Below are 24,456 nucleotides of genomic sequence, written 5' to 3' on the forward strand. Positions count from 1 at the left end.
TCGCTCCTCAGGCTCGCAGCAGGATCGCGGACGTCGGGACACCCTCGCCCGCGGTCACCAGGCAGGTGGCGGCGTCCGGCACCTGGGCGGTGGAGACGCCCCGCAGCTGCTTGACGCCCTCGTTGATCAGGTTGAAGCCGTGCACGTACGCCTCGGACAGTCCGCCGCCCCCGGTGTTGATCGGGAGCCGGCCGCCGATCTCCAGGGACCCGCCCTCGGTGAACGCGGCGCCCTCGCCGCGCCCGCAGAAGCCGTAGCCCTCCAGGGAGAGCGGGATCAGCGGGGTGAAGGCGTCGTAGATCTGGGCCACGTCCACGTCCTGGGGCCCGAAGTCGGCCTGCTTCCACAGGTGCCGGGCGGCGGTCCAGGCGGGGCCGGACAGCGGGTCGTCGTTCCAGTAGTTGACCATGCCGTGGTGCTGGGCGGGCAGCCCCTGGGCGACCGAGTGGACGTAGACGGGCTTCTGGCGGCAGTCGCGGGCCCGCTCGGCGGAGACGATGACGCAGGCCAGCGCCCCGTCGGTCTCCAGGCAGTTGTCGAAGAGGCAGAGCGGATCGCTGATCATGCGGGCGGTCATGTACATCTCGCGGGTCAGCGGGCGTTCGTACATCATCGCGGCCGGGTTCTCGTTGGCCCGGTTGCGGCAGGCCATGGCGACGTTGAAGAGGTGGTCGCGGGTGGCGCCGTACTCGTGCATGTACCGGCGGGCGAGCATGCCGATCTCGTCGGCGGGCCGCAGCAGCCCGAAGGGGCGGGTCCACTGGCCGGGGGTGGGCAGCTGGACGGCCGTGTTCTTCCAGGGGCGCGGGCCGGAGCCGCGTTTGCGCGAGCGCCAGGCGACGCCGACGCTCGCCTGGCCGGTGGCGACTGCGGCTGCGAGGTGGCCGACGGTGGCGCAGGAACCGCCGCCGCCGTAGCCGATCTTGGAGAAGAAGGTGACGTCGCCGGCGCCGATGGCCTTGGCGACCTCGACCTCGTCGGTCTCCTCCATCGTGTAGGAGGAGAAGGCGTCGACCTCGGCAGGGGCGATCCCGGCGTCCGCGAGGGCGGCCAGGATCGCGCGGCAGGCCAATTCCTTCTCGGACTCCGGGAGCCGTTTGGCAAAGGCGGTCTGGCCGATCCCGACTATCGCCGTAGCGTCCTTGAGTGTTGCCGCCATCGCCACCTCCGGGGCTGCACCAGTACTGACAGCCGCGAAGGCTACAGCTAATCTGACGGATAGTCAGCTACCGGGAGGGGTGTGCGATGAGCGAAGACGTGCGGGGGGATCTGCGCTGGGGCAGCATCGCCGGACTGGTGCGCGCGGCGGCCGGGCAGTACGCCGACCGCGAGGCCGTCGTCGACGGACGCGTCCGCATCAGCTACGCGCAGCTCGGCGAGCGCGTGGAGCGCGCCGCGGCCGCCGCCATCGCCGCCGGGATCGAGCCGGGGGACCGCGTCGCCGTCTGGGCCCCCAACACCCTGGAGTGGATCGTCTCCGCGCTCGGCGCCGTCTCGGCGGGCGCCGTCCTCGTCCCCCTCAACACCCGTTTCAAGGGCTCGGAAGCCGCCTACGTCCTGCGGCGCAGCCGGGCCAGGCTCCTGTTCGTCACCGGCACCTTCCTCGGCACCTCGTACGTCGCCTCCCTGCGCAGGGCCGCCGCCGAAGGGGAGGGCGGCCGCGGCCCGCTGCCCGGGCTGCCGCACCTCGAGCAGATCGTCGTCCTCACCGAGGACGCCCCCCAGGACTTCCGCACCTGGAAGGACTTCCTGGCCGGCGGGGACGGCGTCAGCGCCGAGACCGTGCGCGAGCGCGCCGAGTCGATCCGCCCCGAGGCCCCCTCCGACATCATCTTCACCTCCGGCACCACCGGGAGCCCCAAGGGCGCCGTCATCACGCACGCCCAGTCCCTGCGCTGCTACGACGTCTGGAGCGAGCTCGCCGGCCTGCGCGAGGGCGACCGCTACCTGATCGTGAACCCCTTCTTCCACACCTTCGGCTACAAGGCCGGCATCATCGCCTGCCTGATGCGCGGGGCCACGATGGTCCCGCAGCCCGTCTTCAACGTGGACACCGTCCTCGCCAACATCGCCGCCGAGCGGATCTCCGTGCTCCCCGGCCCGCCCACCCTCCACCAGTCGCTCCTCGACCACCCCCAGCGAACCCACCACGACCTGTCCGCCCTCCGCCTGGTCGTCACCGGCGCCGCCGTCGTCCCGCTCCGGCTCGTCGAGCGGCTGCGCGGCGAACTGCACATCTCCACCGTGCTCACCGCGTACGGGCTCTCCGAGGCCAGCGGCATCGTCACGATGTGCCGGCGCGGCGACCCGGCCGACATCATCGCCTCGACCTCGGGACGGGCCATCCCCGGCACCCAGGTGAAGATCGCCGACCAGCACGGGTACGCCCAGCTCGCCGGCACGGCGGGCGAGGTGTGGGTCCGCGGCCACCACGTCATGCAGGGCTACTTCGAGGACCCGGCCGAGACCGCCGCCGCGGTCACCCCCGACGGCTGGCTGCGCACCGGCGACGTCGGGGTCCTCGACACCGACGGAAACCTGCGCATCACCGACCGGATCAAGGACATGTTCATCGTCGGCGGGTTCAACGCCTACCCCGCCGAGATCGAGCAACTCCTCGGCCTGCACCCGGACATCGCGGACATCGCCGTCGTCGGCGTCCCCGACCCCCGCCTCGGCGAGGTCGGCAAGGCCTACGCGGTACGCCGCCCCGGCTCCACCCTCACCGCCGACGACCTGATCGCCTGGTCCCGCCGGGAGATGGCCAACTACAAGGTCCCGCGCGAGGTCGAATTCGTCGCCGAACTCCCGCGCAACGCGAGCGGAAAGGTCCTGAAGCGCGAACTCCGCACCGGCTGACCCCTGCCCCTACCGGGTCGATCAGGGGACGAGCGTGCCCAGGTCGATGGCCACGGGGAACGGGACCGCCACCTTGAGCCACTCACGGTGGATCCCGGTGGGAACGTACGACCGGGTGACCGTGTCCAGCTCGTACACGTGGACGGCGGGTCCGCTCGCCTCGTCCTCGACACGCCAGAAGTGGGGGATCCCGGCCTGGGCGTACTTGAACGGCTTGATGGAGCGGTCGCGGTCCGCAGACTCCTCGGACACCACTTCGATCACCAGGACGACCTCGTCGGGGAGGTAGCGGGTGCGGTCGGGGTCGTAGGCGACCGTCGCAGCCAGGATGTCCGGTTCCGGACGGCTCCTCTTGTCGAGGCGGACGGTCATCTCCCGTTCGATCTCGATGCCGTCGGGCGCGGCCTGCTCCAGGCTGGCGGTCAGCTTTTGCACGAGCCGGGAGTGCCAGGACCGCTGCGGGGACACCCTGAAGATCAGCGCTCCGTCGATGAGCTCGGTGTGCCGGGGGGCCTGGGGCCAGTGGTCGAGGTCGTCCGCTTCCCAGCCGCTCGGGCGGGGCGGGAGCATCCATTCGGGAAGCTCGGCTGCCATGGTGTCCTCCAGAGAATGCTGTGCCAGCCCAATGGGCCGCGCGCTTTCCTACCGGTGCTCTAGCCGGGTTTCCGGGCCAGGAGGAGGCGCCAGCGGGGGGTACCGTCGGGGCGGCGGCCGAAGTGCTCCAGAGGGGCGGTCTCCACCGTGAAGCCGGCCGCGTGCAGGTCGGCGCGGACGCCGCCCAGCGGGAAGGTCCGGTAGTACATGACGAACGGCGGCCGCCACACGGCGTTGCGCACCCGCATCGCGGCGTCGAAGCCGGTCACCGCCCACCACACGGGTGAGGTCGGCGGGATCGGAGCCCCGATCGGGAACGCGAAGAGGCCGCCCGGGCGCAGCGCGGCGTGCACGCCGGAGAAGAGGGCGGGCCGCTCGGCCGGCAGGAAATGCCCGAAGGCCCCGAAGCTGACGGCCAGGTCGTACGAGCCGGCCAGCTCGGGCGGCAGCGCCCGCGCGTCGGCCCGTACGAGGTCGATGCGCTCGTCGGGGTGCGCCCGCGCGGCCTCGGCCAGCATGCCCGCGCTCAGGTCCACCCCGGTCACGCGGCCCCGGCACAGCCGCCGCAGCATCCCGAGCCCGGCGCCGGTCCCGCAGCACACGTCGAGCCCGGCCCCGAAGGACCCCTCCCGCTGGGCGAGCGTCTCCTCGACGGCGTCGAGCATGCGGTCGGGGGTGCGGAACGGGGTCTGGTCGAACTTGGGCGAGAGCAGGTCGTACCCGCGCTCGACGGACGAGAGGGCCTGGACGGCGAGCTCGCGGACGGTGGGTCCCTGTGAGGTGAACACGGTCCCAGCCTAGTGAGACGAGGCCCGGACAGGGGTATGCGACGGCGGCCGCGGTGGCTCCCCCTCCGGGCCACCGCGACCGCCGTCCTTGTTGTGCTCCCCCGTTGGTCTTGCTCCCGTGGGTCCCCCGTGACCCCAGCGGGTCGTGCTCCCCCGTTCACCACGGCGGGTTCCCCCGAATCCCCCCGTGATCCCCCGTGATCCCCCGTGATCCCCCCGTTGGTACCGGTCCCCCGTATCCCCCGTGGAACCGGCCCCCCCGTCCCCCGCTATCCCCCGTGGGACGTCTTACGGACGCGGACCGGACGCGTGGTTGTCCATCGCCACGATGTCCTCGCCCGAAGCGTGGTTGTCCTGCGGCTTGATCTCGATGCCGGAGGCGTGATTGTCCATCGGCGTGATGTCGACGCCCGCTGCAAGGCCGTCGTCGAGCGGCTTGATCTCGATACCCGACGCGTGGTTGTCGAGCGGCCTGATGTCGCCCTCGTTCGGCAGGATGTTCTCGTTCGTCGTCATCGGCTCTCCTGATGGATGGGTCGGGCCCGTTCGGCGATTCCCCCGCGGACCGCCGAACGGGCGGTCCTCCAGCCGACTCTCGCGCCCCCCGACGCGGTGAGTCGATGTACCTATCGTGGCGGGCGGCGATAAACGAACGATGAATGCCTCGTTCATCCGCCCATCGGCGCAGCTCAGGCCGCGATCTCCGAAGCCAGCAGGGCCTGGACCTCGGCCAGTTCGGCCGACTTCAGCTGCTTGAAGACGACCTCGGCATCCCGCCAGCAGACCCGCGCCCGGTCCCGCTGCCCCAGCCTGCGCAGCGCCTTGCCCAGCACCGTCAGCACGGTCGCCCGGCGCCACTCCCCGCCGATCCCGCGCAGCGCGATGGCCTGCTCGGCGTGCGCGGCGGCCAGCGTGGGCCGGTGCGCGGCCAGGTGGGCCACGGCGAGCCGGAAGTGCGTCACGCCCTCCCACAGCGGCTGCCGGTTGTCGTGGAACAGCGAGAGCGCCTCGGTGAGCTGCGCCTGCGCCTCACCGAGCCGGCCGGCCTGGGTGAGGGCGATGCCCAGCGCGTAGCGGCCGTTGGCCAGGCGCAGGGTCAGGCCCATCCGGTCGTATATGGCGATGCCCTGCTCGGCGAGGTCGATGGCGCTGGTCAGCCGGCCCAGTTCGACGTGGATCCGGGAGAGGTTGCACAGCGCGCTGGCCTCGCCGATGTGGTTGCCGTCGGCGCGGAAGTTCTCGATGGCCTCCAGCAGGTACCGCTCGCCGTCGGCGTGCCGGCCCTGGTAGAGGGCGATGATCCCGCGGTCGTTGGGCGCCCAGCAGCTGGGCAGCGGGTCGCCGGCCTCGCGGGCCAGGACCGTCGCCTGCCGGGCCTCGTCGTCGGCCTCGTCGAACCGGCCCGCGACCAGGTGGACGTTGGTGAGGGTGGTCCGGGCCCGGCCCTCCGCGTGCGGGTCCTTCGCGGCGTGCGCGGCGTCGCGCAGGGCCACGGCGGCCGACTCGTACTGCTTGGAGTTGGCCCCCGACTCGGCGAGGTCCTTGGCCGCCCACAGGAGGTCGACGGAACGGCGCAGCACGTCGACCACGCTGCCCTGCCCGGTCGAGCGTACGGAGGCCTGCCGGACGCAGGCCAGCAGCGGGTCGGCCTCGGCGTAGAGCCAGTCCAGGGCGGCGCGCGGCTCGGCGAAGCGCAGGCCGGGGTAGTGGGTGGCGGACAGGTGCGCGGGGAGCCGGTCGCCGGGGCGCTCCACCGCGTACACCGCCGAGGCGGTGGCGAGGTAGAAGTCCAGCAGCCGGTCCAGGGCGGCGTCCCGCCCGCTCGGCGGCTGCTCGTCGCGGTCCGCGCAGGCGCGGGCGTAGAGGCGTACGAGGTCGTGGAAGCGGTAGCGGCCGGGCGCGGCCGATTCGAGGAGGGAGCAGTCCACTAAGGCTTCGAGGAGGTCCTCGGTGTCGTGCTCGGGCCGGTCGAGTACGGCGGCTGCCGCGGCCAGCGAGATGTCGGGCCCGTCGGCGAGGCCGAGGAGGCGGAACGCGCGCTGCTGGGCGGGCTCGAGCTGGCCGTAGCCGAGCTCGAAGGTGGCTTTGACGGCGAGGTCGCCGGCCTGGAGCTCGTCGAGGCGGCGGCGCTCGTCGGCGAGCTTCGCGGCGAGGACGGACACCGTCCAGGTGCGGCGGGCGGCCAGCCGGGAGGCGGCGATGCGGATGGCGAGCGGCAGGAAGCCGCAGGCGCCGACCACGTCGAGGGCGGCCTGGCGCTCGGCGCCGACCCGCTCCGCGCCCACGATCCGGGTGAACAGCTGGAGGGCCTCCTCGGGGCTCATCACGTCGAGGTCGACGAGATGGGCCCCGGCGAGGCCCGCCATGCGGACCCGGCTGGTGACGAGGGCGGCGCAGCCCGCGGTGCCCGGCAGCAGCGGGCGGACCTGGGCGGCGTCGCGGGCGTTGTCGAGCAGGACCAGGACGCGGCGGCCGTCGAGCGTGGAGCGGTACAGCGCGGCCCGCTCGGCGGCGGTGTCCGGGATGGCCGTGTCGGGGGTGCCGAGGGCGCGCAGGAACGAACCGAGGACGGCGACGGGCTCGGCGGGCCGTGGCTCGGTGCCCTGGAGGTCGACGTACAGCTGGCCGTCGGGGAAGTGCGGGCGGGCGGCGTGCGCGACGTGCACGGCGAGGGTGGTCTTGCCGACGCCGCCGATCCCGGCGAGCGCGGAGACGGCCATGACCTGGCCGCCGACGCCCGACAGGATCTCGCCGAGCTCGTTGACGAAGGTGGCGCGGCCGGTGAAGTCGGCGACGGTGGCGGGCAATTGGGCGGGCCTCACAAGTGCGGGCGCGGCGGCCGGGGCCGGGTCTTCGGCGCGGGCGAGTTCGGCGTCCGCGCGCAGGATGCGCTGCTGGAGCGCGGAGAGTTCGGGCCGGGGGTCGACGCCGAGTTCGTCGGCGAGAAGCCGGCGGGTGTCGGCGTACACGGCGAGCGCCTCGGCCTGCCGGCCGCTGCGGTACAGGGCGAGCATCAGGAGCTCGCGCAGGCGTTCCTGCAGCGGGTGCGCGGCGGTGAGGGCGGTGAGCTCGGAGACGGCCTCGGCGTGGTGGCCGAGCTCGAGGTCGAGGTCGAGGCGGGTCTCCAGCAGCTGGAGGTGCCACTCGGCGAGCCGGGTGCGCTCGGTCTCGGCGTGCGGTCCGGGGACCCCGGCGAGCGGTTCGCCGTCCCACAGGTCGAGGGCGCGGGCGAGCAGCGTACGGGCGAGGGTGCGGTCACCGGCGGTACGGGCCTGGTCGGCGTCGGCGGCGAGACTGCGGGCGATGCCGAGGTCGAGGGCGCCGGTTGGGGTGCGGATGGCGTAGCCGCCGGACTCGCTGACGAGCATGCCGGGCGCGAGGACCTTGCGCAGGCGGGAGGCGTACGTACGGATGGTGGCGAGGGCCTGCTGCGGCGGGTCCTCGCCCCAGATGGCGTCGATCAGCTCGGGCGCGGTGGCGGTGCGGCCGCCGCGCAGCAGGAGTGCGGCGAGCAGGGCGCGCTGCTGGGGGGTGCCGGAGGGCAGTGCCTCGCTGCCGCGCCAGGCGCGGATGGGCCCGAGGACGGCGAAGCGGGTGCCGGTGGGGGCGGGACCGGGCTGCGCCTCGGCGGTTGCGGGGGCGGCAGCGGGTGTCCGGGGCTCGGAGCCGGTCGTGTTCAACTCCTCCTCGACGGCAGGGGTGTTCGGTGCGGAGCCGGCCGGGACGACGGCCGGAGCGCCTGCGGCGGTGTCCGGGGCGGCGGGCGGAGCGGCTGCCGGGTCCACCGCGGCGGTGGGGCTGCCGGGCCGGGCCCCGGCCGTGGCGTCCGGCGCGGCAGCGGAGTGGCGCCGGGCTGCCTCGGGGTGGTTCCGCTGGTGCGGGATGGCCGGTATGCCGTCCATCTGTCGTCCCCCCTGCCTTCCGTCGTTGTAAGGGCCAGTCTGCCCTGTCTTGCGCTTACCCGTCAGCCCGTGTCGGACCGATCACTTCCCAATCGCCGTCCAACTAGCTGACGGTTCGTCAGATTGACGCTACCGTGGGGGCCATGGAGACCTTCCCGAAGATCATCTCGGTGGACGACCACACGGTTGAGCCTCCCCACGTCTGGCGGGACCGGCTCCCGTCCAAATACCAGGACGCCGGCCCCCGGATCGTCCGCGCGCCCTTGAAGGAAATGACCTTCCTCGGCGGCAAGTTCGCCCCCGTGATGGGCGCCAAGGGGGACGACGGCCCGATCGGCGACTGGTGGGTCTACGAAGACCTGCACCGCCCCCTCACCCGGCTCGACACCGCCGTCGGCTACGACCGCGACGAGATCAAGCTGGAGGTGATCACGTACGAGCAGATGCGCCCGGGGTCCTTCTCGGTTCCCGAGCGCCTCGCGGACATGGACGTCAACCACGTCCAGTCGGCGCTCTGCTTCCCGACCTTCCCGCGCTTCTGCGGCCAGACCTTCACCGAGGCCAAGGACCGCGAGCTCGGGCTGCTCGGCGTACGGGCCTACAACGACTGGATGGTGGAGGAGTGGTGCGGCCCGCAGGCGCGGGGCCGGCTGATCCCCCTCACCCTCATCCCGCTGTGGGACGCCCGCCTGGCCGCCGCCGAGGTCCGCCGCAACGCGGCGCGCGGCGTGCGCGCGGTCGCCTTCTCCGAGATACCCCCGCACCTGGGGCTGCCCTCCGTCCACACCGACGAGTGGGACCCCTTCCTCGAGGCGTGCAACGAGACCGGCACGGTCATCGCCATGCACATCGGCTCCTCGTCGCGCATGCCGTCCACCTCGGCGGACGCCCCGCCGGCGGTCGGCTCCACCATCACCTTCGCCAACTGCTGCTTCTCGATGGTCGACTGGCTGATGAGCGGCAAGTTCGAACGCTTCCCCAACCTCAAGATCATGTACGCGGAGGGCCAGATCGGCTGGATCCCGTACATCCTGGAACGCGCGAACGTGGTCTGGGAGGAGAACCGCGCCTGGGGCGGCGTCGCGGACAAGGTCCACCGCCCGCCGTCGGAGCTCTTCGCGGAGCACGTCTTCGGATGCTTCTTCGACGACCCCTTCGGGCTGAAGAACCTGGACTCGATCGGCGTGGCCAACGTCCTCTACGAGACGGACTATCCGCACTCGGACTCGACGTGGCCGAAGTCGCGGGAGGTGGGGGAAGCCCAGATGTCCCACCTCGCGCCGGACGTGGTGGACCGCATCGTGCGCGGCAACGCGATCGACCTCCTCGGCCTGACGCCCGAGGGCCTGTGGGCGGGCGCGTAGGCGGGAGCCCGGGGGTCCCCTTGCGGCGAAGGTGAACATCAAGGCATGCTTCGCCGGAGCAAAGTGGGAGGGGCGGTGGCGGTGGACAAGCGGACCGTGGTGACCGGGGTGTTGTGCGCGGTGGCGGCGCTGGGTGCGTCCGCTGCCATGACGAAGGTGGTGCCGGCTTCGGAGGGCAGTTCGGCCGCCCACGTCAAGGCGGCGGCCCCAGCGAAGCCTTCACCGAGCCCGTCTTCGCGATCGCAAGCGGCCAAGCAGCCGCAGCTGAACACTTCGGGCACGCCCCGGCCGGGCAGCCCCGCCGCCTTCACCGGGGCCCTGTTCGAAGGCGGTGTGCAGGGTGACCACTTCTGCACCGCCACCGTGGTGCACAGCCCCGGGAAGAATCTGATCGTCACCGCCGGGCACTGCCTGATCGCCGGGAAGGCCGGCGACGGGGGAGCGGTCTTCGCACCCGCGTACGCGAACGGCGGAGCCCCGTACGGAGCCTGGACGATCGAGGAGGTCTTCGAGGACCCCCGCTGGGCCGACGGCACGGACGACGACTACGACCTCGCCTTCGCTCGCCTCGCCCCGGACGCCGCCGGCCGCAACATCGAGGACGTCACGGGCGCGGCCACCCTGGACACCACGGGCCGCACGGGCGAGGAGATCACCGTCACCGGCTACCCGGCGGACCGCAAGGTCCCGCGCACGTGCACGGCATCGGCGATCCGCGAGACCCCGACGGAGCAGCGCTTCGACTGCGCGGACTTCCCGGGCGGCACGAGCGGCAGCGCCTGGCTCGCGAAGGACGGCAAGATCATCGGCATCCTGACGGGCGGCGACACGGACGACGTGTCGACGAGCACGATCCTGGGCGAGTACGCGGCGACGCTGTACGCGAAGGCGACCTCCGCGGCCCGGTGAGCCGCGCCCGGCTCAGGGGCGCTCGCCGAGCACGTCGAGATAGTGCGCGTTGTACATGAAGCCCAGGACGTTGCCGAACGGGTCGACCACCGAGGCGGTGACGAAGCCCGGACCGCGCTCCGTGGGCGGCTCGTACTGCTTCGCGCCCATGGACAGCAGCTTCTCGAGCGTCGCGTCGACGTCGTCGACGTGCCAGTACACGACGGCCCCGCCCGGCTCGGCCGACGCGCCGGCGGGCGCGTAGCGGCGGTCGATCAGCCCGAGCTCGTGCTGGTAGTCGCCGAGCCGGAACTCGGCGTACCCCGGCCGCTCGAAGTAGGGGCCAGTGCCGAGGAGTTCGGTGTACCAGGCCTTGGCCGCGTCCAGATCGGCGGCCCAGAAACTGACGGTGGTCAGACCTCGCAACACGGAAGCTCCTCGGCTCGCTGTCGATGGCAGTGCCAGGACTCTAGACACCAAGTAGGTCAGGTCCTGTCCTCGTCGACGGGGTGTCGCGCGGCTCTTCCGGCGTCAGACCACCAGCCCGAGGTGGACGGGCTCGGCCGGCGCGTCGGCCAGCAGGTCGGCCAGCCGCGGTGGCCACAGGGGCTCCCCGAGCGAGGCCAGGGCCTGCTGTGGCAGCCAGCGCCAGTGCGCGTCGGGCGACTCGGGGACGGGATCGCGGCGCGGGCCGGTGGTGACGTAGATGTGCTCGTGCTGGCGTACGGGGATCCCCTCGTGGGTGAAGTCGTGCTCCCAGGTGCACAGCAGCCGCTGCGGCTCGAGGTCGGTCCACCCGGTCTCCTCCCGCAATTCCCGCCGCACGCACTCCTCGGGAGTCTCCCCGGGATCGATCCCCCCACCGGGCGGCAGCCAGTGGATCCCTACCTCGATGTTGTCCTCACGGAAGAGGAACACCGAACCGGTCGGGGAGAGGATGACAATGCGGGCTGCCTGCCTGGGAGTTCTCATCAGATCAGCGTACGGCGGGTGAGGGGGGTGGGGGGAGGGGCGAGGGGTTTGCGGGTGGGTGGGGGTGGGGGTGGGCCGGGGTAGGGGGCGGGGTCCGTGTACTCGGGGGTGGGATGGTCGGTGGGGTGCTGGGGGTAGGGGTCCGTGTACTCGGGGTCGGAGAGACCGACGGGGACTCGGAGGTCGGGATCCGTGTACTCGGGGGTGGGATGGTCGGTGGGGTGCTGGGGGTAGGGATCCGTGTACTCGGGGTCGGAGAGACCGAGGGGGACTCGGAGGTCGGGATCCGTGTACTCGGGGTCGGAAGGTCGATCGGGACGTCGGGGTCGGGGTCTGTGGACTCGGGGTCGGGTGTGTGTCCGGGGGCGTCCCGTCAGTCCACTGTCCTTCCGTGTCGTGCCGGTCCCTCAAGGGCGCTCCCTGCGGTCGCGTCGCTTCGCGATGTCGCTGCGCTCCACCCTTGACCGACCGGCCCGCCCCGGAATGCCAACAGACTGCCGGGAAGCCCCCGAAGGATGGCCAGGGGGTTCGGATTCCGATGAGGGCTCATCAGAGATCCTGACCGGCAGTCCCTGTCCATCCGCACCCAGCCCACCAGGAGCATCGAGAGGGGTCGGAATGGGTGCGCGGGGAGGGTCATGCCTCCATCGAGGGCCCATAGGCACCCTTTCCGGGCCCATGCAGGGTCAACCTGCACCAGGCAGCGAAGAGATGACGCTGCGGTGCCGGTTGGGCCGTGGACGCCCCAAATCGCTACGCGGTCCTCGCTGCTTGGCGCCCTCGCCCCGCCTGTGGCTGGACATAGGCCGCCCACGACCGGCACAGGGCGGCCTGGCATGCGACAGCGGGTCGTTTGCCCCTTTTGGGTGCCAGTTGAGAGTCAGAAGGCGCCTTGTCGGAGTGAGAGGTGGAGAAATCCGGCATCAGGCTCCCTCTCGCCCTCTTTTCGCCCCCAACAGCGTGCAGACGCCCGGAAACCCGTCCATGGGAGGTGTCTGGGCGGCTTATGTCCAGCCCTGGACGGCCGCCGGACGCCAAGCAGAGGGAAGCGCGTAGCGATCTGACGCGATACGGGCCTGCCCCTCACCGCAGGGTCATCTCTTTGCTGTCTGGTGCAGGTTGACCGCACCTGGGTCCGGAAAGGGTGGCTATGGGCCCTTCAGGGGGCTGTCCCCTCCCCGCGGCCCCGTCACCGGCCTGGGTCGGTGCTCCTGGTGAGCGGACTCCGGATGGACGGGGGCCCTGCCCGGCATCTCTGATCGGGGCTGGTCCGGATCCGAACCCCCCGGCCATCCTTCGGGGGCTTCCCGGCAGTCTTATGGCATTCCGGGGCGGGTCGGTCGGTCAAGGGTGGAGCGCAGCGACATCGCGAAGCGACGCGACGACGAAGGAGGAGCGCCCTTGAGGGACCGGCACGACACGGAAGGACAGTGGACTGACGGGACGCCCCCGGACCCCTCCCGACCCCGAGTCGACAGACCCCGCCGAACCCCGCCCCCGATACGTGGGCCGACGCCGAGCTCGTGGCTCCCGCCTACTGCCCTCCGCCCGCCCGTCCACCCCCGGGAGGGTGGCTCCCACCCCATCCCCCCGGCCCGTCCTCCCCCCGAGTCCACGGATCCCGCCCCCGAGTCCCCGCCGGCCCTTCCGACGCGGAATCCACAGACCCCGCCCCCCGGAGTCCCCGCCGACCTTCCCGCCGACCCCGAGTACACCGGCCCCGCCCCCGGAGTCCCCGCCGACCTTCCCGCCGACCCCGAGTACACCGGCCCCGGCCCTGGTGTCCCGGTCTGCCTTGCCGGCACCGCCTGTCCGCCGCTCCTCACCCCCGCAGTGCGAACGACGCCCGGTCCCGCCAGGCCACGCCGTCGTGGACCATGAGGTCGACCGACGAGATGCGGGTCGTGAGGGGTAGCGAGCGCGCCAGGTCGGTTTCGATCCGGTCCAGTACGTCCGCCTCCTGTCGCTGCGCGACCGTCAGATGCGGGATGACGTCCGGGAACCGGCCCCCGTACGGCTGGGCCTGCGGCCAGCGGTCGGCGATGGCGCGGGTGAGCATCCGCAGCTGCGTATCCGGCTCGGGGGCCAGGTACAGCACCTCCGGGAAGCGGCGGCTCTCGGCGAACCGGACGTCGAAGGCCCGGTGGCTGCCCAGGGTTTCGGCGAGCGCCGCCTGGACGGCGGCGTCGATGAGGTGCTCGTCGAGGAACGGGAAGAGCACCGTCACGTGCGCCGGGACCCCGGCGGCGGCCGAGGGGTCCAGCCGTTCGCGCCATGCGCGAACGGCTGGTTCGGCCTCGGGGATCTTCACGAGGAGGCCCGTCTGGCCCGCCTCGTACCGGCCCGCGTGGGAAGTGGTGTTGGTGGAGTCGGATGCCATGGCACCGGATGGTGCCATTCGGCGCCCGCCGCGTCACCCCGCCTGCAGCGCCAGCGTCGGCGACAGCCGCGCTGCGCGGACGGCCGGGTAGAGGCCTGCCAGGGTGCCTATGGCCAGGGTTGAGGCGAAGCCGCCCGTCACCGCCCAGAGGGGCACTACCCAGGGGAGGTCGCCCGCGCGGGCGTAGGCCGCCGTGGCCGCCGCGCCGAGGGCGATGCCCGCCAGGCCGCCGAGGCCCGACAGGAGCAGGGACTCCGTGACGAACTGGATGCGCACCTGGCCCTTGGTCGCGCCCAGCGAGCGGCGCAGGCCGATCTCGTGGCGGCGTTCCAGGACCGAGATGATCATGGTGTTCGCGACGCCGACCCCGCCCACCAGCAGGGCGATCCCGCCCAGCCCGAGCAGGAGCGTGCTGAAGGCGCCCTCCGTGGCCGCCTTCGCCTGCAGGGCCGCCGACGGGTCCGTCACCGCGACCGTGCTCGGCGACTGCGGGTTGGCCGTCGGGGCGATCAGGCTGCGGACCGCCGCCACGCGGTCGTCCGCCGAGCGCTCGTACACCGCCGTCGGGTGGCCGTCGAAACCGAGCAGCTGCTCCGCCGCCTCCCAGCCGATCAGCGCCGAGCGCTCGATCTCCGGGGCCAGCGGGATCGGGTCCAGGATGCCGATGACCGTGAAGTACCGGCCGCCGATGAACACCTGCTGTCCCGGCTCGGTGATGCCCAGCCGCTCCGCCGAGACGTTCCCGAGCACCACCGACGGGTAGCGTCCGGTGGCCCCGTTCAGCCACGTCCCCCTCTGTACCCGGGCGCGCAGCACCTCCAGCAGGTCGTCCTTCGCCGCCTTGAGGCCGATCCCGCCCGTCTCCTCCTTCGGGATGTTCTCCGATCGCCGTACGGACTGTGCGACGTCGCCCGTCGTACCCACCGATTCGACCCCCTCGATGCGGGAGATCATGCCCGGGGCCTCCTTCGGCAGCTTCGTGTCCTGCCCCGAGAACATCGACTGGCCCGGCGTCGCCACCAGCATGTTCGTGCCGAGTTTGTCGAGCTCCCGCAGGAGCTTGGCCTGGCTGGACGAGGACACCCCGACCACCGCGATCATCGTCGCGATGCCGATCGCGATCCCGAGCGCGGACAGGAACACCCGCATCGGGCGCGAGCGCAGCCCCGCCGAGCCGACGTGCAGGACGTCCCGGGGGCCGAGGCGGGACGGGGTCAGCCTCCCGGCCGCCGGCTTCCGGGTGCCCATCACAACGCCTCCGCCGGCGCCGTGTTCCATATGTCCGCCACGATCTCCCCGTCCCGGATCCGCACCTGCCGCGGCAGGCTCGCCGCGATCTCCTGGTCGTGGGTGATCACGGCGATGGTGGCCCCGTCCCCGTTCAGCTCGTGCAGCAGCTCCATCACCGACTGCCCCGACGCCGAGTCCAGTGCGCCCGTCGGTTCGTCGGCCAGCAGCAGGTCCGGTTCGCCGGCCACCGCCCGGGCGATCGCGACGCGCTGCTTCTGCCCGCCCGACAGCTCGTGCGGCCGGTGCTCCATCCGGTCCCCGAGGCCGACGCGCTCCAGGGCCCGCGCCGCCCGGCGGCCGCGCTCGGCGCGCGAGAGGCCGCAGTAGAGCAGGCCCTCGGCGACGTTCGCCTGCGCGCTGATGCCCGGTACGAGGTGGAAGGACTGGAAGACGAAGCCGACATGGCGTGAGCGCAGTGCCGACAGGGCGCGGTCGGAGAGGGTCGCGATGTCGTGCCCGGCGATGGCGACCGCGCCGGCGCTCGGGCGGTCGAGGGTGCCGACGATGTGCAGCAGGGTGGACTTCCCGGAGCCGGACGGGCCGACGATGGCGAGGAGTTCGCCGTTCAGGACGGTGAGGTCCACCCCGCGCAGGGCCTTGACCCCGCCGGGGTACTCCTTGGTGACGCCCGCCAGCTCCACGACGGCGCGCGCGTGCCGGTTCTCTGCAGCGGCCACTGCCGTTGTCGCCGTCACTGCTTCGGGATCCCCACCTGCATGCCCTCCTCGAGGGCGTCCCCCTTGACCTCGACGCGGCCCTGCCCGAACATGCCGAGCTCGACCGGGACGTCACGGACCGCGCCGTTCTCGACGACCTGTACGCCGAAGCCGCCGCCGGACAGTGCGAGGAGTGCGCTGACCGGTACGGAGAGCACGCCCTTGCGGGTCTCGCCGGTCAGCCGGATCGACACCGGGGACTGGTCCGGGCCCTTGATCTCGGAGGCGTGGTCGAGGGAGACGTTCACCTCGACCTTCGGCTTGCCGCCACCGCCACCGCCACCGCCTCCGGACCCGCCACCGCCGCCGTTCGGGTCGTCCGGGTTCGCCGTGCTGCCGACCGAGTCGATCTTCCCGGTCGCCGTGCCGCCGCCCGGCAGGTTCACGGTCACCTTGTCGCCGGTCTTCGCCGCGCCCGCCTTGGCCACGTCCAACTGGAACCGGACCATCCGTTCTGTTCCGGTCAGGGTCAGCACCGGCTTGCCCGGCGCCGGCTCGTCGCCGACCGCCGTGTCGTTCTTCTGCACCCGCTGCGGCCCGGTCGCGAAGGCGATGTCGTCCTTGCCGACCTCGCCCGTCTCCGCCGCCTTGTGCGCCTTCTGCCAGCGCTTGACCGCCGTCGCCGTGCCCGCCGTGAAGGTGCCGTCCTCCGGGTCGAGCCCGGTCCCGTACCCGAGGGCCTGGAGGTTCCGCTTGAGCTGTTTGACGTCCTCGCCCTTGTCCCCGGTCTTCATCGGCCGGTACACGGGCGTGCTCCCGTACATGAGCCGCACCGGCTTGCCGTTGACCTCGTACAGCTTCCCGTCCCGCTCGATCGCCGTGCCGGCGCCCGCGGCCCAGGTCAGCACGCCGGGGCCGCCCGCGGCGAGCCTGCGCTCCTGCGCGTAGCCGAGGGTGCCCTCGACCGTGAGTCCGGAGCCGAGGTCCCCGCGCGTGACCGGCGCCGTCTGCTGCGGCAGTCCGTCCGCGCGCCGGTCCTTCGAACCGTCGGAGTCGCCCCGCGGCTGGGCCGTCACCGCGTACCCGCCGCCCGAGACGGCGAGTACGACGGCCAGCGAGCCCAGCAGCCACTTGCCGCGCCGCCTCACGCGGCTTCGCACTTCTTCTGGGCTTCCTCGAAGGCCTTCTCCTGGCCCTCGGGGATCTTGGTCGCGCTCATCGCGCTCCCGTTGAACTCCGGGTCGGGGACGTTCACGCCGTTGTCCCGCATGCACTTGGCCCACTTCAGGGCCTTGTCCTTCTGCTCCTGCGACAGCTGGCCCGTGCCGGGGGCCTGCAGCCCGCACGCCTCGAAGGCCTTCTTCAGCGCCTCCGGGTCCTCGCTGCCCGAGCCCAGCGTCATGCCGCGCGGGTCCTGGCCGGGCGCCGGGTCGGGCGCGTCCACGCCGTGCTCGCGCAGGCACTTGCGCGTCTTGAGCGCCTTGTCGGCGTCGGCGCCGCTGGTCGTGCCGTTGCCGCCGCTGCTCGAAGCGTTGTTCCTGGTGGAGTCGTCCTTCTTCCCGTCCTTCCCGTCCCCGTCCGAACCGACACCGCCCGTGCACGCGGTGACGAAGAGGGTCAGCCCGGTGAGGGCCGCGGCCGTGGTCATGGTCATGGATCGATTCATGCGGCCGACCCTGCACGGGAGGCGGGTTTCGCTTCTCTCTCCGATCTTGCTTATGACGAGGAAATGCGAGATTCCGGTAAAGAGGGCGGCATGCGAGTTCTGGTGGTGGAGGACGAGGAATTCCTCCGGGAGATGATCGCCGACGGGCTGCGCCGCGACGCGCTGGCCGTCGACGAGGCGGGCGACGGCCTCGAGGCCCTGCGGCGCCTGCGCCTCGGCGAGTACGACGTCCTCGTCCTCGACCGCGACCTGCCCGGCCTGCACGGCGACGAGGTCTGCCGGCAGGTGGTGCGCGAGCGGCTGCTGACCCGCGTCCTGATGCTGACCGCCTCCGGGACCGTACGGGACCGGGTCGAGGGGCTCGGCCTCGGCGCCGACGACTACCTCACCAAGCCGTTCGCGTACGACGAGCTGCTCGCCCGCGTCCTGGCGCTGGGCCGGCGGGCCCGGCCGGCCCTGCCACCGGTGCTGGAGCGCTGCGGGATCGCCGTCGACACGGCCCGCCGGAGCGCGACCCGCGACGGGCACCGGCTCGCGCTGTCCCGGAAGGAGTTCGCCGTGCTGGAGGCGCTGCTGCGGGCCGAGGGCGCCGTGCTCGGCAACGACGACCTGATCGAGCAGGTGTGGGAGGAGGACACCTCTTACAGCACGAATGCCGTACGGGTGACCCTCAGCAAGCTGCGGGCCAAGCTGGGCGAGCCGCCGCTGATCGAGACCGTGCCGGGCGCCGGCTACCGGATCACGAGCCCGGCCGCGCGTCCGGCCGCGGGTCCGGCCGCGGGCGGGTCCGCCGATCCGGTCACCGATCCGCGATGAGAGCAGTGCTCCATTCCGAGCGCGCCCGTCTCACCGCGCTCTACGGCTCGCTGCTCGTCCTCGCCGGCGGCGGCCTGATCGCCCTGATCAACATCCTGCTGCGGGGCGGGCTCTACACCCGCATCAGCGGAGCCGTCACCACCGCCGTCCCAGGCACCGCGTTCGAACGCGCCGCCGTCGAAGGCCGGCCGCTCAAGGCGGTCCCCGCCCAGCGGCTCCCGCCCGGCGCCGCAACGCCCACCCAGGAGCAGCTCCAGACGTGGGCCGCCACCCGCAACCTCTCCACCGCCGTCGAGTCCGCCACCCTCCACGAGCTGCTGATCGTCTCGCTCATCGCCCTCGCCGTGTTCGCCGTACCGTCGATCTGGCTGGCCTGGTGGATGGCGGGCCGCGTGCTGCGCCCCGTCGGTGTCATCACCGAGACGGCCCGCCGCCTTTCGGGGGAGAACCTGCACGAGCGGATCGGCCTCGAGGCCCCGCCCGGCGAGCTCAAGCGGCTGGCCGACACGTTCGACGGCATGCTCGACCGGATGGAGAGCCTGGTGGGCGCGCAGCGCCGGTTCGCCGCGAACGCAGCCCACGAGCTGCGCACCCCGCTCGCCGTCCAGCGGGCGGCCGCCGAGATCGGGCTGGCCGGGGACCCGCCGCCGGAGAAGGTGGCCCGGATCCGGTCCAAGCTGATCGGCGTCGCCGACTCCAGCGAGCACCTCATCGAGTCGCTGCTGCTGCTCGCGGTATCGGAGGAGGGCCTGGAGACCACCGCCCCGGTGGACCTGGCGGCCCTGGCGGAGACCGAACTCGCGGACCGGGCCGAGGCCGAGGCGGGTCCGGCCGCCATCCCGGGCGCCGGGTGGCCCGTCGTCGTGCGCGACCTTGCGCCATCGGTCGTGACCGGCGACCGGGCTCTGCTGGGCCATCTGGTGCGGAACCTGCTCGGCAACGCCGTACGGCACAACCGGCCGGGTGGCCGGATCGGCGTGGCGACCTCCGCCGACGGGGTGCTGACGGTGTCCAACACCGGCCCGGTGATCGACCCCGCAGACGTACCGCGGCTGCTGGAGCCGTTCCGGCGGCGGGCCGAGCGGCAGCACACCGCGGGCGAGGGCGCGGGCCTCGGGCTCTCCATCGTGGCCTCGATCGCGCGGGCGCACGGCGCGAAGCTGGTGGTGCGGGCCAATCCCGCTCCGGGCGGCGGACTGACCGTCAGGGTCCGCTTTCCGGTGGGAACCGCGCCGCTCCGGCCGCCGCCTCAGGAGTCCTGAATGATCCCATGTGTACCGTCGGAGGCATGAGCAAGCACCCCCGCGCCCGCTCCGGCAGTTCCCGCACGTCCCGCACCGTCCGCTCGCCCCGACGGGTGGCCGTCGTCGCCGCCCTGGGCCTGTTGGCCTTCGGGGCCGGATGGGTGTACACGGCCCAGGACGACACCTCCGGCGCCACGACCCAGGCCCGGACCGGTGACCGCCCGGGGGAAGCAGCCGGTGCGGCCGGCGCCGACAAGCCCACCAACCCCACCAGCCCCCCGGGCGATGCCCGTGCCACCCGAGGGGTACGCGGCGCCCCCGGGGCTGCGGGCGCGCCCGGCGCCCCAGGTGCGCCCGGCGCCCCCGCGGCCGTGGACGACCCCGCCCAAGGCCTCCCCGACGTCAGCGACGAGACCCTGGCCAAGATCCCGGCCACCGCCCGCCAGCTGCTCCTCGTCACCGGCAAGGGGCGGGACTCCCCGGAGTCCACGGCAGCCCTCTACACCCGGCCGGCGGCCGGCGCCGGCTGGGTCCGGACCGGCAGCTGGCCCGCGCACAACGGCGCCAACGGCTGGTCGTCCGTCGAACGGGAGGACGGGGACCTCACCACCCCCGCGGGCGTGTTCACCCTGTCCGACGCCGGCGGTCTGCTGCCGAAGCCGCCGGGCACGAAGTTCCCGTACGACCACAACCGGCTCTTCGTCCCCACCGGCCGGGGCGTGAACGGGGAGTCCCTCGCGGGCGCCTTCGAGTACGTCGTCGCGATCGACTACAACCGCCGGACGGGGGTCTCCCCGCTGGACCTGTTCAAGCCGGAGGGCGAGGACAAGGGCGGCGGCATCTGGCTCCACGTCGACCACGACGGCCCCTCGCAGGGCTGCATCGGCATCTCGAAGGAGGCCATGAAGAAGCTCCTGACCACCCTGGACCCGGCGGCGAAGCCGGTCATCGTGATGGGACCGGCCGGCTTCTGACCGGCCGGTCGCCGACCGGTGCGGCGCGCCCGCGCAGCAGCAGCCCGATGTACGCCAGGTCGAAGACGCTGCACATGATGCCGAGCCCGAGGATGAACGGCGAGTCCTCGACGACCCCGAAGAGCAGGGTCGGGGCGAGCGTCCCCAGCCATTTGGCGACGGCGATGACGAGGGACTGCCCGCGCGGCCCGCGCCGGTCGGCGTAGAGGGCGATGAACAGCCCGGACATCAGCAGGTTCTGCAGGAACGCCGAGTACCGGCTCGCGTCGTGCGTCCCGAACTGCGCGAGGAACAGCCACTGCACGGCGAAGCCGGTGCCGAACACGAGTGCGCTCCACGCCGCGAAGAGCGGCCGCGTCACGAACTCGGGCAGCTCGGCCCGCCCGAAGCGCAGGTACGTCCAGATGATCGCGATGTCGGCGACCGCCCACACGACGTTGACGATCCCCTGTGCGGAGACCCCGCCCCTGAACTCGCCCGCGGCGTAGGTCACCTCCCACGCGAAGTTCAGCGCGAGCGCGGCCACCGGCATCGCATACGTGCGGTCCCGCAGCCCGACCCGGATCGCCTCGATGTACACGACGGTCCACGCCACCCCGCTGACCAGCGTCAGAAACAGATCCACGCGCGGCACCCTAGCCAACGCGCCCCCGCCGGCACACCCCCCGCGTACGGGCCGGCCGCCGCGCGGCCGGGTCGAACCCCTTGCCTGACGGTCCGTCAGCTACGACGATGGCCCCCGGCGCCGACGGGACGCGGAATCGGCAGCCGCAGGCGACAGACGAAGCGGAGGCGGTGACGGCATGGCGCGCGTGTTCGCGGAGGGCCGGCTGGTCTACGGGATGCAGCTCCCGATCCAGTCGCAGAGCAGCATCTACGCCGAGCCCTGGGAGGCCTCGGCCACCGCCGTCGACCTGGCCGAGGTGGCGCGGGCCGCCGACCGGGCTGGCTTCGGGTACGTCGCCACCTGCGATCACGTGGCCATCCCGCGCCGGCTCGCCGGACCCATGAGCACCGTCTGGTACGACCCGGTGGCCACCCTCGCCTTCCTCGCCGGGATCACCGAGCGCGTACGGCTGCTGAGCCACGTCGCGATCCTGGGCCTGCGCCACCCGCTGCTCAGCGCCAAGCAGTACGCCACCCTCGACCACCTCTCGGGCGGCCGGCTGATCCTCGGCGTCGGCGCGGGCCACGTGCAGGAGGAGTTCGAGGTCCTCGGTGTCGACTTCGCCCGCCGCGGGGCCGTCCTCGACGAGACCCTGGACGCGCTGCGCGCCGCCCTCGGGCCCGAGGAGTACCCGGAGTTCGAGGGGGAGCTGTTCTCCTTCAAGGACCTCGGCCAGCTGCCCCGCCCCGCCCAGAGGCGCGTCCCCGTCTGGGTCGGCGGCTCCTCGCCCGCCGCCGTACGCCGGGCCGCGGTGCGCGGCGACGGCTGGCTCCCGCAGGGCGACCCGCGCGACAGGCTGCCGGGCCAGATCGCCCGCATCAAGGAGCTCCGCGCCGCGGCTGGGGTCGCGGACCCCATCGAGTTCGGCGCGATCACCGAGGCGCTGTACGTCGGCGAGCCCGGCTGGGACACCGGCCGCCGCACCCTCACCGGCAAGGCGGAGGCGCTCGCCGAGTCCCTCCGCGCGTACCGGGAGCTCGGCGTGGACCAGATCCAGGTCCGCTTCCGCAGTCGCGACCGCGCCGAACTGACCGACCAGATCACCGCTTTCGGGGCCGAGGTCGGCCCGCTTCTCAACGACCGATGACAACCACTGGGAGTACGGGCATGGGCAAGCTGGACGGGCGCGTCGTCGTCATCACCGGTGCGGCGCGCGGCCAGGGCGAGCAGGAGGCCCGCCTCTTCGCCGCCGAGGGTGCCAAGGTGCTCCTCGGTGACGTGCTGGACGAGCAGGGCGCCGCCGTGGCAAAGGAGATAGGCGAGGACCGCGCCCGGTACGTTCGGATGGACGTGAGCCGGGAGGAGGACTGGGCGGCCGCCGTGGCCGCCGCCAAGGAGGCCTTCGGCCCGATCGACGGCCTGGTCAACAACGCGGGCATCCTGCGCTTCAACGAGCTGGTCTCGACCCCGCTGGAGGAGTTCCAGCAGCTGGTCCAGGTCAACCAGGTCGGCGCCTTCCTCGGCATCAAGACCGTCGCCCCGGAGATCGAGGCGGCCGGCGGCGGCACCATCGTCAACACCTCCTCGTACACCGGCCTGACGGGCATGGCGTACGTCGGCTCGTACGCGGCGACCAAGGCGGCGATCGTCGGTCTGACCCGGGTGGCCGCGCTGGAGCTCGCCGCCAAGGGCATCCGGGTCAACGCGATGTGCCCGGGCGCGGTGGACACCCCGATGGCCAATCCCGGCCTGCTGGACCCGGCCAACATGAGCGACGAGGCCCGGGACGCGATGGCGGAGCTCTACCGGCGGGTCGTGCCGATGGGGCGGGTGGGCCGGCCCGACGAGATCGCCAAGCTGGCCCTGTTCCTGAGCAGCGAGGACTCCTCGTACATCACCGGCCAGCCGTTCGTGATCGACGGCGGCTGGATGGCGGGCGTCAGCATCCTCTAGATCCCCGCCGACCTCATCTGATGGAGCGTCAGGTATTGACGCTCCCGCTTCCGCGGTGGAACAGTCGACTCATCGAATCTGACGACACGTCAGAAATCAAAGGACGGTGAACCCCCTTGGAATTCGGGCTCTTCGTGCAGGGATACGTGCCTGAGGCGCGGTCCAAGGTCGACCCCGAGGCAGAGCACAAGGCGCTGGTCGAGGAGACCGAGTACGTCATCCAGGCCGACAAGTCCGGCTTCAAGTACGCCTGGGCCTCCGAGCACCACTTCCTGGAGGAGTACTCGCACCTGTCGGCGAACGAGGTGTTCCTCGCCTACCTCGCCCACGCCACCGAGCGCATCCACCTCGGCTCCGGCATCTTCAACCCGCTCGCCCCCGTGAACCACCCGGTGAAGGTGGCCGAGAAGGTCACCATGCTCGACCACCTCTCCAAGGGGCGCTTCGAGTTCGGCACCGGCCGCGGTGCGGGCAGCCACGAGATCCTCGGATTCCTGCCCGGCATCACGGACATGAACGCCACCAAGGAGATCTGGGAAGAGACCATCGCCGAGTTCCCCAAGATGTTCCTCCAGGAGGAGTACGAGGGGTTCCAGGGCAAGCACTGGTCGCTGCCGCCGCGGAAGATCTTCCCCAAGCCGTACGGCAAGGCCCACCCGGCCATGTGGTACGCCGCCGGCTCCCCCTCCTCGTACGCGATGGCCGCGAAGAAGGGCCTCGGCGTCCTCGGCTTCAGCGTCCAGAAGGTCTCCGACATGGAGTGGGTGCTGGAGCAGTACAAGACGGCCATCCAGGAGGCCAAGGCCATCGGCGCGTTCGTCAACGACAACGTGATGGTCACCTCCACCGCGATATGCGCCGAGACGCACGACAAGGCGGTGGAGATCGCGGTCAACGCGAACATGAACCGCTTCCAGTCGCTGGTCTTCCGCTACCACGACACCTTCCCGCGGCCCGAGGCGATCCCGCAGTGGCCCGAGACGCTGCCCGAGTACAACGCGGAGATCATCGAGCTGCTGATCGCCGAGGAACTGCTGATCTGCGGAGACCCGTCCGAGGTGCTCGCACAGTGCAAGCGCTGGGAGCGGGCGGGCGCAGACCAGCTGTCGTTCGGCCTGCCGACCGGCGTCTCGTACGAGGACACGATGACCACCATCAAGCTCATCGGCGAGCACGTGATCCCGAAGATCGACACGGACCCGGTCCACCGCACCACCCGATTCCGCCAGGCCGCCTAGGGAGTGTCGTCAAAGTAGCGTCGGCCGCCCGGAAGGGCGGGGCTGGCGGGGGCTGGTGCGTGCGATCGCAAGGCGGAGGAGGGAAGCGACGCGGAGCGTCGTTGACCGACGACAACGCGGCGAGCGTGCGTGCCAGCCCCCGCCAGCCAGACGGGACTTTGACGACACGACCTAGCGCTTGGCTTCGGCAGGGGGCGGGGCCCGTGGAGTCCGGGCCCGGCCCCAAGGCCCCAGACGGGGCGGCGTCTTCCCGGACCGCCGCCCG

General features: G+C 72.3%; 22 protein-coding genes. 9 read left to right on the plus strand and 13 right to left on the minus strand.

Going from position 1 to position 24,456, the window contains the following annotated elements; all coding sequences use genetic code 11:
• Positions 1 to 7: 7 nt before the first annotated feature.
• Positions 8 to 1,159 (minus strand): lipid-transfer protein, encoded by a 1,152-nt coding sequence (locus tag ACZ5WG_RS17890; protein ID WP_328621180.1) that lies wholly within the window; start codon positions 1,157 to 1,159, stop codon positions 8 to 10.
• Between the two features lie 86 nt (positions 1,160 to 1,245).
• On the opposite strand from ACZ5WG_RS17890, the gene ACZ5WG_RS17895 reads away from it, so the two are divergent.
• Positions 1,246 to 2,859, plus strand: coding sequence for a FadD3 family acyl-CoA ligase (locus ACZ5WG_RS17895; protein ID WP_468724175.1), 1,614 nt, complete (start codon positions 1,246 to 1,248; stop codon positions 2,857 to 2,859).
• A 21-nt stretch (positions 2,860 to 2,880) separates the two neighbouring features.
• Here the strand turns inward: ACZ5WG_RS17895 and ACZ5WG_RS17900 are convergent, their stop codons facing one another.
• The 4 genes from ACZ5WG_RS17900 to afsR all read right to left on the minus strand — a co-directional run bounded on the left by ACZ5WG_RS17900 (position 2,881) and on the right by afsR (position 8,143).
• Positions 2,881 to 3,453, minus strand: a complete 573-nt coding sequence (locus ACZ5WG_RS17900; RefSeq protein WP_468724177.1) for a Uma2 family endonuclease — start codon at positions 3,451 to 3,453, stop codon at positions 2,881 to 2,883.
• 59 nt (positions 3,454 to 3,512) lie between these two features.
• A complete protein-coding gene (locus ACZ5WG_RS17905; RefSeq protein ID WP_468724179.1) occupies positions 3,513 to 4,241 on the minus strand; it encodes a class I SAM-dependent methyltransferase in 729 nt (242 codons plus the stop codon).
• A 288-nt stretch (positions 4,242 to 4,529) separates the two neighbouring features.
• The gene (locus tag ACZ5WG_RS17910) at positions 4,530 to 4,757 is read right to left on the minus strand and encodes a hypothetical protein (protein ID WP_468724181.1); all 228 of its coding nucleotides are present in this window, start codon (positions 4,755 to 4,757) and stop codon (positions 4,530 to 4,532) included.
• 173 nt (positions 4,758 to 4,930) lie between these two features.
• Positions 4,931 to 8,143 (minus strand): SARP-family global regulator AfsR, encoded by a 3,213-nt coding sequence (afsR, locus tag ACZ5WG_RS17915; RefSeq protein WP_468724183.1) that lies wholly within the window; start codon positions 8,141 to 8,143, stop codon positions 4,931 to 4,933.
• Between the two features lie 143 nt (positions 8,144 to 8,286).
• On the opposite strand from afsR, the gene ACZ5WG_RS17920 reads away from it, so the two are divergent.
• A complete protein-coding gene (locus ACZ5WG_RS17920) occupies positions 8,287 to 9,507 on the plus strand; it encodes an amidohydrolase family protein (protein ID WP_468724184.1) in 1,221 nt (406 codons plus the stop codon).
• A gap of 81 nt (positions 9,508 to 9,588) precedes the next feature.
• Positions 9,589 to 10,416 carry a trypsin-like serine peptidase gene (locus ACZ5WG_RS17925; protein ID WP_468724185.1) on the plus strand — a complete coding sequence of 276 codons (828 nt, stop codon included), beginning with the start codon at positions 9,589 to 9,591 and terminating at the stop codon, positions 10,414 to 10,416.
• Positions 10,417 to 10,428: 12 nt separating this feature from the next.
• On the opposite strand, the gene ACZ5WG_RS17930 is transcribed toward ACZ5WG_RS17925, so the two are convergent.
• The 7 genes from ACZ5WG_RS17930 to ACZ5WG_RS17960 form a co-directional block, all read right to left on the minus strand.
• A complete protein-coding gene (locus ACZ5WG_RS17930; RefSeq protein WP_468724187.1) occupies positions 10,429 to 10,824 on the minus strand; it encodes a VOC family protein in 396 nt (131 codons plus the stop codon).
• Between the two features lie 102 nt (positions 10,825 to 10,926).
• Complete coding sequence (locus tag ACZ5WG_RS17935) at positions 10,927 to 11,367, minus strand: NUDIX hydrolase (RefSeq protein ID WP_468724188.1); 441 nt, start codon at positions 11,365 to 11,367, stop codon at positions 10,927 to 10,929.
• A gap of 1,822 nt (positions 11,368 to 13,189) precedes the next feature.
• Positions 13,190 to 13,747 (minus strand): 2'-5' RNA ligase family protein, encoded by a 558-nt coding sequence (locus ACZ5WG_RS17940; protein ID WP_468724190.1) that lies wholly within the window; start codon positions 13,745 to 13,747, stop codon positions 13,190 to 13,192.
• Between the two features lie 33 nt (positions 13,748 to 13,780).
• A complete protein-coding gene (locus ACZ5WG_RS17945) occupies positions 13,781 to 14,995 on the minus strand; it encodes an ABC transporter permease (protein ID WP_468724192.1) in 1,215 nt (404 codons plus the stop codon).
• The gene (locus ACZ5WG_RS17950) at positions 14,995 to 15,732 is read right to left on the minus strand and encodes an ABC transporter ATP-binding protein (protein ID WP_468724193.1); all 738 of its coding nucleotides are present in this window, start codon (positions 15,730 to 15,732) and stop codon (positions 14,995 to 14,997) included. Before ACZ5WG_RS17950 ends, ACZ5WG_RS17945 begins: the two co-directional genes overlap by 1 nt.
• Positions 15,729 to 16,853, minus strand: coding sequence for a peptidoglycan-binding protein (locus tag ACZ5WG_RS17955; protein WP_468724194.1), 1,125 nt, complete (start codon positions 16,851 to 16,853; stop codon positions 15,729 to 15,731). The genes ACZ5WG_RS17950 and ACZ5WG_RS17955 overlap by 4 nt, the downstream gene beginning before the upstream one ends.
• Positions 16,838 to 17,347, minus strand: coding sequence for a hypothetical protein (locus ACZ5WG_RS17960; protein ID WP_468724195.1), 510 nt, complete (start codon positions 17,345 to 17,347; stop codon positions 16,838 to 16,840). Before ACZ5WG_RS17960 ends, ACZ5WG_RS17955 begins: the two co-directional genes overlap by 16 nt.
• Positions 17,348 to 17,449: 102 nt before the next feature.
• Here ACZ5WG_RS17960 and ACZ5WG_RS17965 point away from each other — a divergent pair, with 102 nt between their 5' ends.
• The 3 genes from ACZ5WG_RS17965 to ACZ5WG_RS17975 are packed head-to-tail and all read left to right on the plus strand — an operon-like array spanning position 17,450 to position 20,393.
• A complete protein-coding gene (locus ACZ5WG_RS17965; protein WP_468724197.1) occupies positions 17,450 to 18,175 on the plus strand; it encodes a response regulator transcription factor in 726 nt (241 codons plus the stop codon).
• The gene (locus ACZ5WG_RS17970) at positions 18,172 to 19,437 is read left to right on the plus strand and encodes a sensor histidine kinase (RefSeq protein ID WP_468724199.1); all 1,266 of its coding nucleotides are present in this window, start codon (positions 18,172 to 18,174) and stop codon (positions 19,435 to 19,437) included. Before ACZ5WG_RS17965 ends, ACZ5WG_RS17970 begins: the two co-directional genes overlap by 4 nt.
• Before the next feature lie 26 nt (positions 19,438 to 19,463).
• Complete coding sequence (locus ACZ5WG_RS17975; RefSeq protein WP_468724201.1) at positions 19,464 to 20,393, plus strand: L,D-transpeptidase family protein; 930 nt, start codon at positions 19,464 to 19,466, stop codon at positions 20,391 to 20,393.
• On the opposite strand, the gene ACZ5WG_RS17980 is transcribed toward ACZ5WG_RS17975, so the two are convergent.
• Complete coding sequence (locus ACZ5WG_RS17980) at positions 20,365 to 21,018, minus strand: transmembrane-type terpene cyclase (protein ID WP_468724202.1); 654 nt, start codon at positions 21,016 to 21,018, stop codon at positions 20,365 to 20,367. The two genes, ACZ5WG_RS17975 and ACZ5WG_RS17980, sit on opposite strands and share 29 nt — an antisense overlap.
• Positions 21,019 to 21,196: 178 nt before the next feature.
• Between ACZ5WG_RS17980 and ACZ5WG_RS17985 the strand changes: the two genes are divergently transcribed.
• From ACZ5WG_RS17985 to ACZ5WG_RS17995, 3 genes are all read left to right on the plus strand, one after another.
• Entirely contained in the window at positions 21,197 to 22,147 is a 951-nt protein-coding gene (locus tag ACZ5WG_RS17985; protein WP_468724204.1) for an LLM class F420-dependent oxidoreductase, read from the plus strand.
• A gap of 20 nt (positions 22,148 to 22,167) precedes the next feature.
• Positions 22,168 to 22,953 (plus strand): SDR family NAD(P)-dependent oxidoreductase, encoded by a 786-nt coding sequence (locus ACZ5WG_RS17990; RefSeq protein ID WP_399242259.1) that lies wholly within the window; start codon positions 22,168 to 22,170, stop codon positions 22,951 to 22,953.
• A 116-nt stretch (positions 22,954 to 23,069) separates the two neighbouring features.
• The gene (locus tag ACZ5WG_RS17995) at positions 23,070 to 24,191 is read left to right on the plus strand and encodes an LLM class flavin-dependent oxidoreductase (RefSeq protein ID WP_468724206.1); all 1,122 of its coding nucleotides are present in this window, start codon (positions 23,070 to 23,072) and stop codon (positions 24,189 to 24,191) included.
• Positions 24,192 to 24,456: the final 265 nt, after the last annotated feature.

It is taken from the genome of Streptomyces sp. NPDC032745, from assembly GCF_055579465.1.

What these genes read in the sequence shown, in the direction of transcription:
- ACZ5WG_RS17990 (WP_399242259.1), top strand. Translation starts at nt 22,168, where the DNA reads ATGGGCAAGCTGGACGGGCGCGTCGTCGTCATCACCGGTGCGGCGCGC.
- ACZ5WG_RS17935 (WP_468724188.1), bottom strand. Translation starts at nt 11,367, where the DNA reads ATGAGAACTCCCAGGCAGGCAGCCCGCATTGTCATCCTCTCCCCGACC.
- ACZ5WG_RS17960 (WP_468724195.1), bottom strand. Translation starts at nt 17,347, where the DNA reads ATGACCATGACCACGGCCGCGGCCCTCACCGGGCTGACCCTCTTCGTC.
- ACZ5WG_RS17970 (WP_468724199.1), top strand. Translation starts at nt 18,172, where the DNA reads ATGAGAGCAGTGCTCCATTCCGAGCGCGCCCGTCTCACCGCGCTCTAC.
- ACZ5WG_RS17900 (WP_468724177.1), bottom strand. Translation starts at nt 3,453, where the DNA reads ATGGCAGCCGAGCTTCCCGAATGGATGCTCCCGCCCCGCCCGAGCGGC.
- ACZ5WG_RS17910 (WP_468724181.1), bottom strand. Translation starts at nt 4,757, where the DNA reads ATGACGACGAACGAGAACATCCTGCCGAACGAGGGCGACATCAGGCCG.
- ACZ5WG_RS17940 (WP_468724190.1), bottom strand. Translation starts at nt 13,747, where the DNA reads ATGGCATCCGACTCCACCAACACCACTTCCCACGCGGGCCGGTACGAG.
- ACZ5WG_RS17890 (WP_328621180.1), bottom strand. Translation starts at nt 1,159, where the DNA reads ATGGCGGCAACACTCAAGGACGCTACGGCGATAGTCGGGATCGGCCAG.
- ACZ5WG_RS17975 (WP_468724201.1), top strand. Translation starts at nt 19,464, where the DNA reads ATGAGCAAGCACCCCCGCGCCCGCTCCGGCAGTTCCCGCACGTCCCGC.
- ACZ5WG_RS17965 (WP_468724197.1), top strand. Translation starts at nt 17,450, where the DNA reads ATGCGAGTTCTGGTGGTGGAGGACGAGGAATTCCTCCGGGAGATGATC.
- afsR (WP_468724183.1), bottom strand. Translation starts at nt 8,143, where the DNA reads ATGGACGGCATACCGGCCATCCCGCACCAGCGGAACCACCCCGAGGCA.
- ACZ5WG_RS17895 (WP_468724175.1), top strand. Translation starts at nt 1,246, where the DNA reads ATGAGCGAAGACGTGCGGGGGGATCTGCGCTGGGGCAGCATCGCCGGA.
- ACZ5WG_RS17920 (WP_468724184.1), top strand. Translation starts at nt 8,287, where the DNA reads ATGGAGACCTTCCCGAAGATCATCTCGGTGGACGACCACACGGTTGAG.
- ACZ5WG_RS17985 (WP_468724204.1), top strand. Translation starts at nt 21,197, where the DNA reads ATGGCGCGCGTGTTCGCGGAGGGCCGGCTGGTCTACGGGATGCAGCTC.
- ACZ5WG_RS17945 (WP_468724192.1), bottom strand. Translation starts at nt 14,995, where the DNA reads ATGGGCACCCGGAAGCCGGCGGCCGGGAGGCTGACCCCGTCCCGCCTC.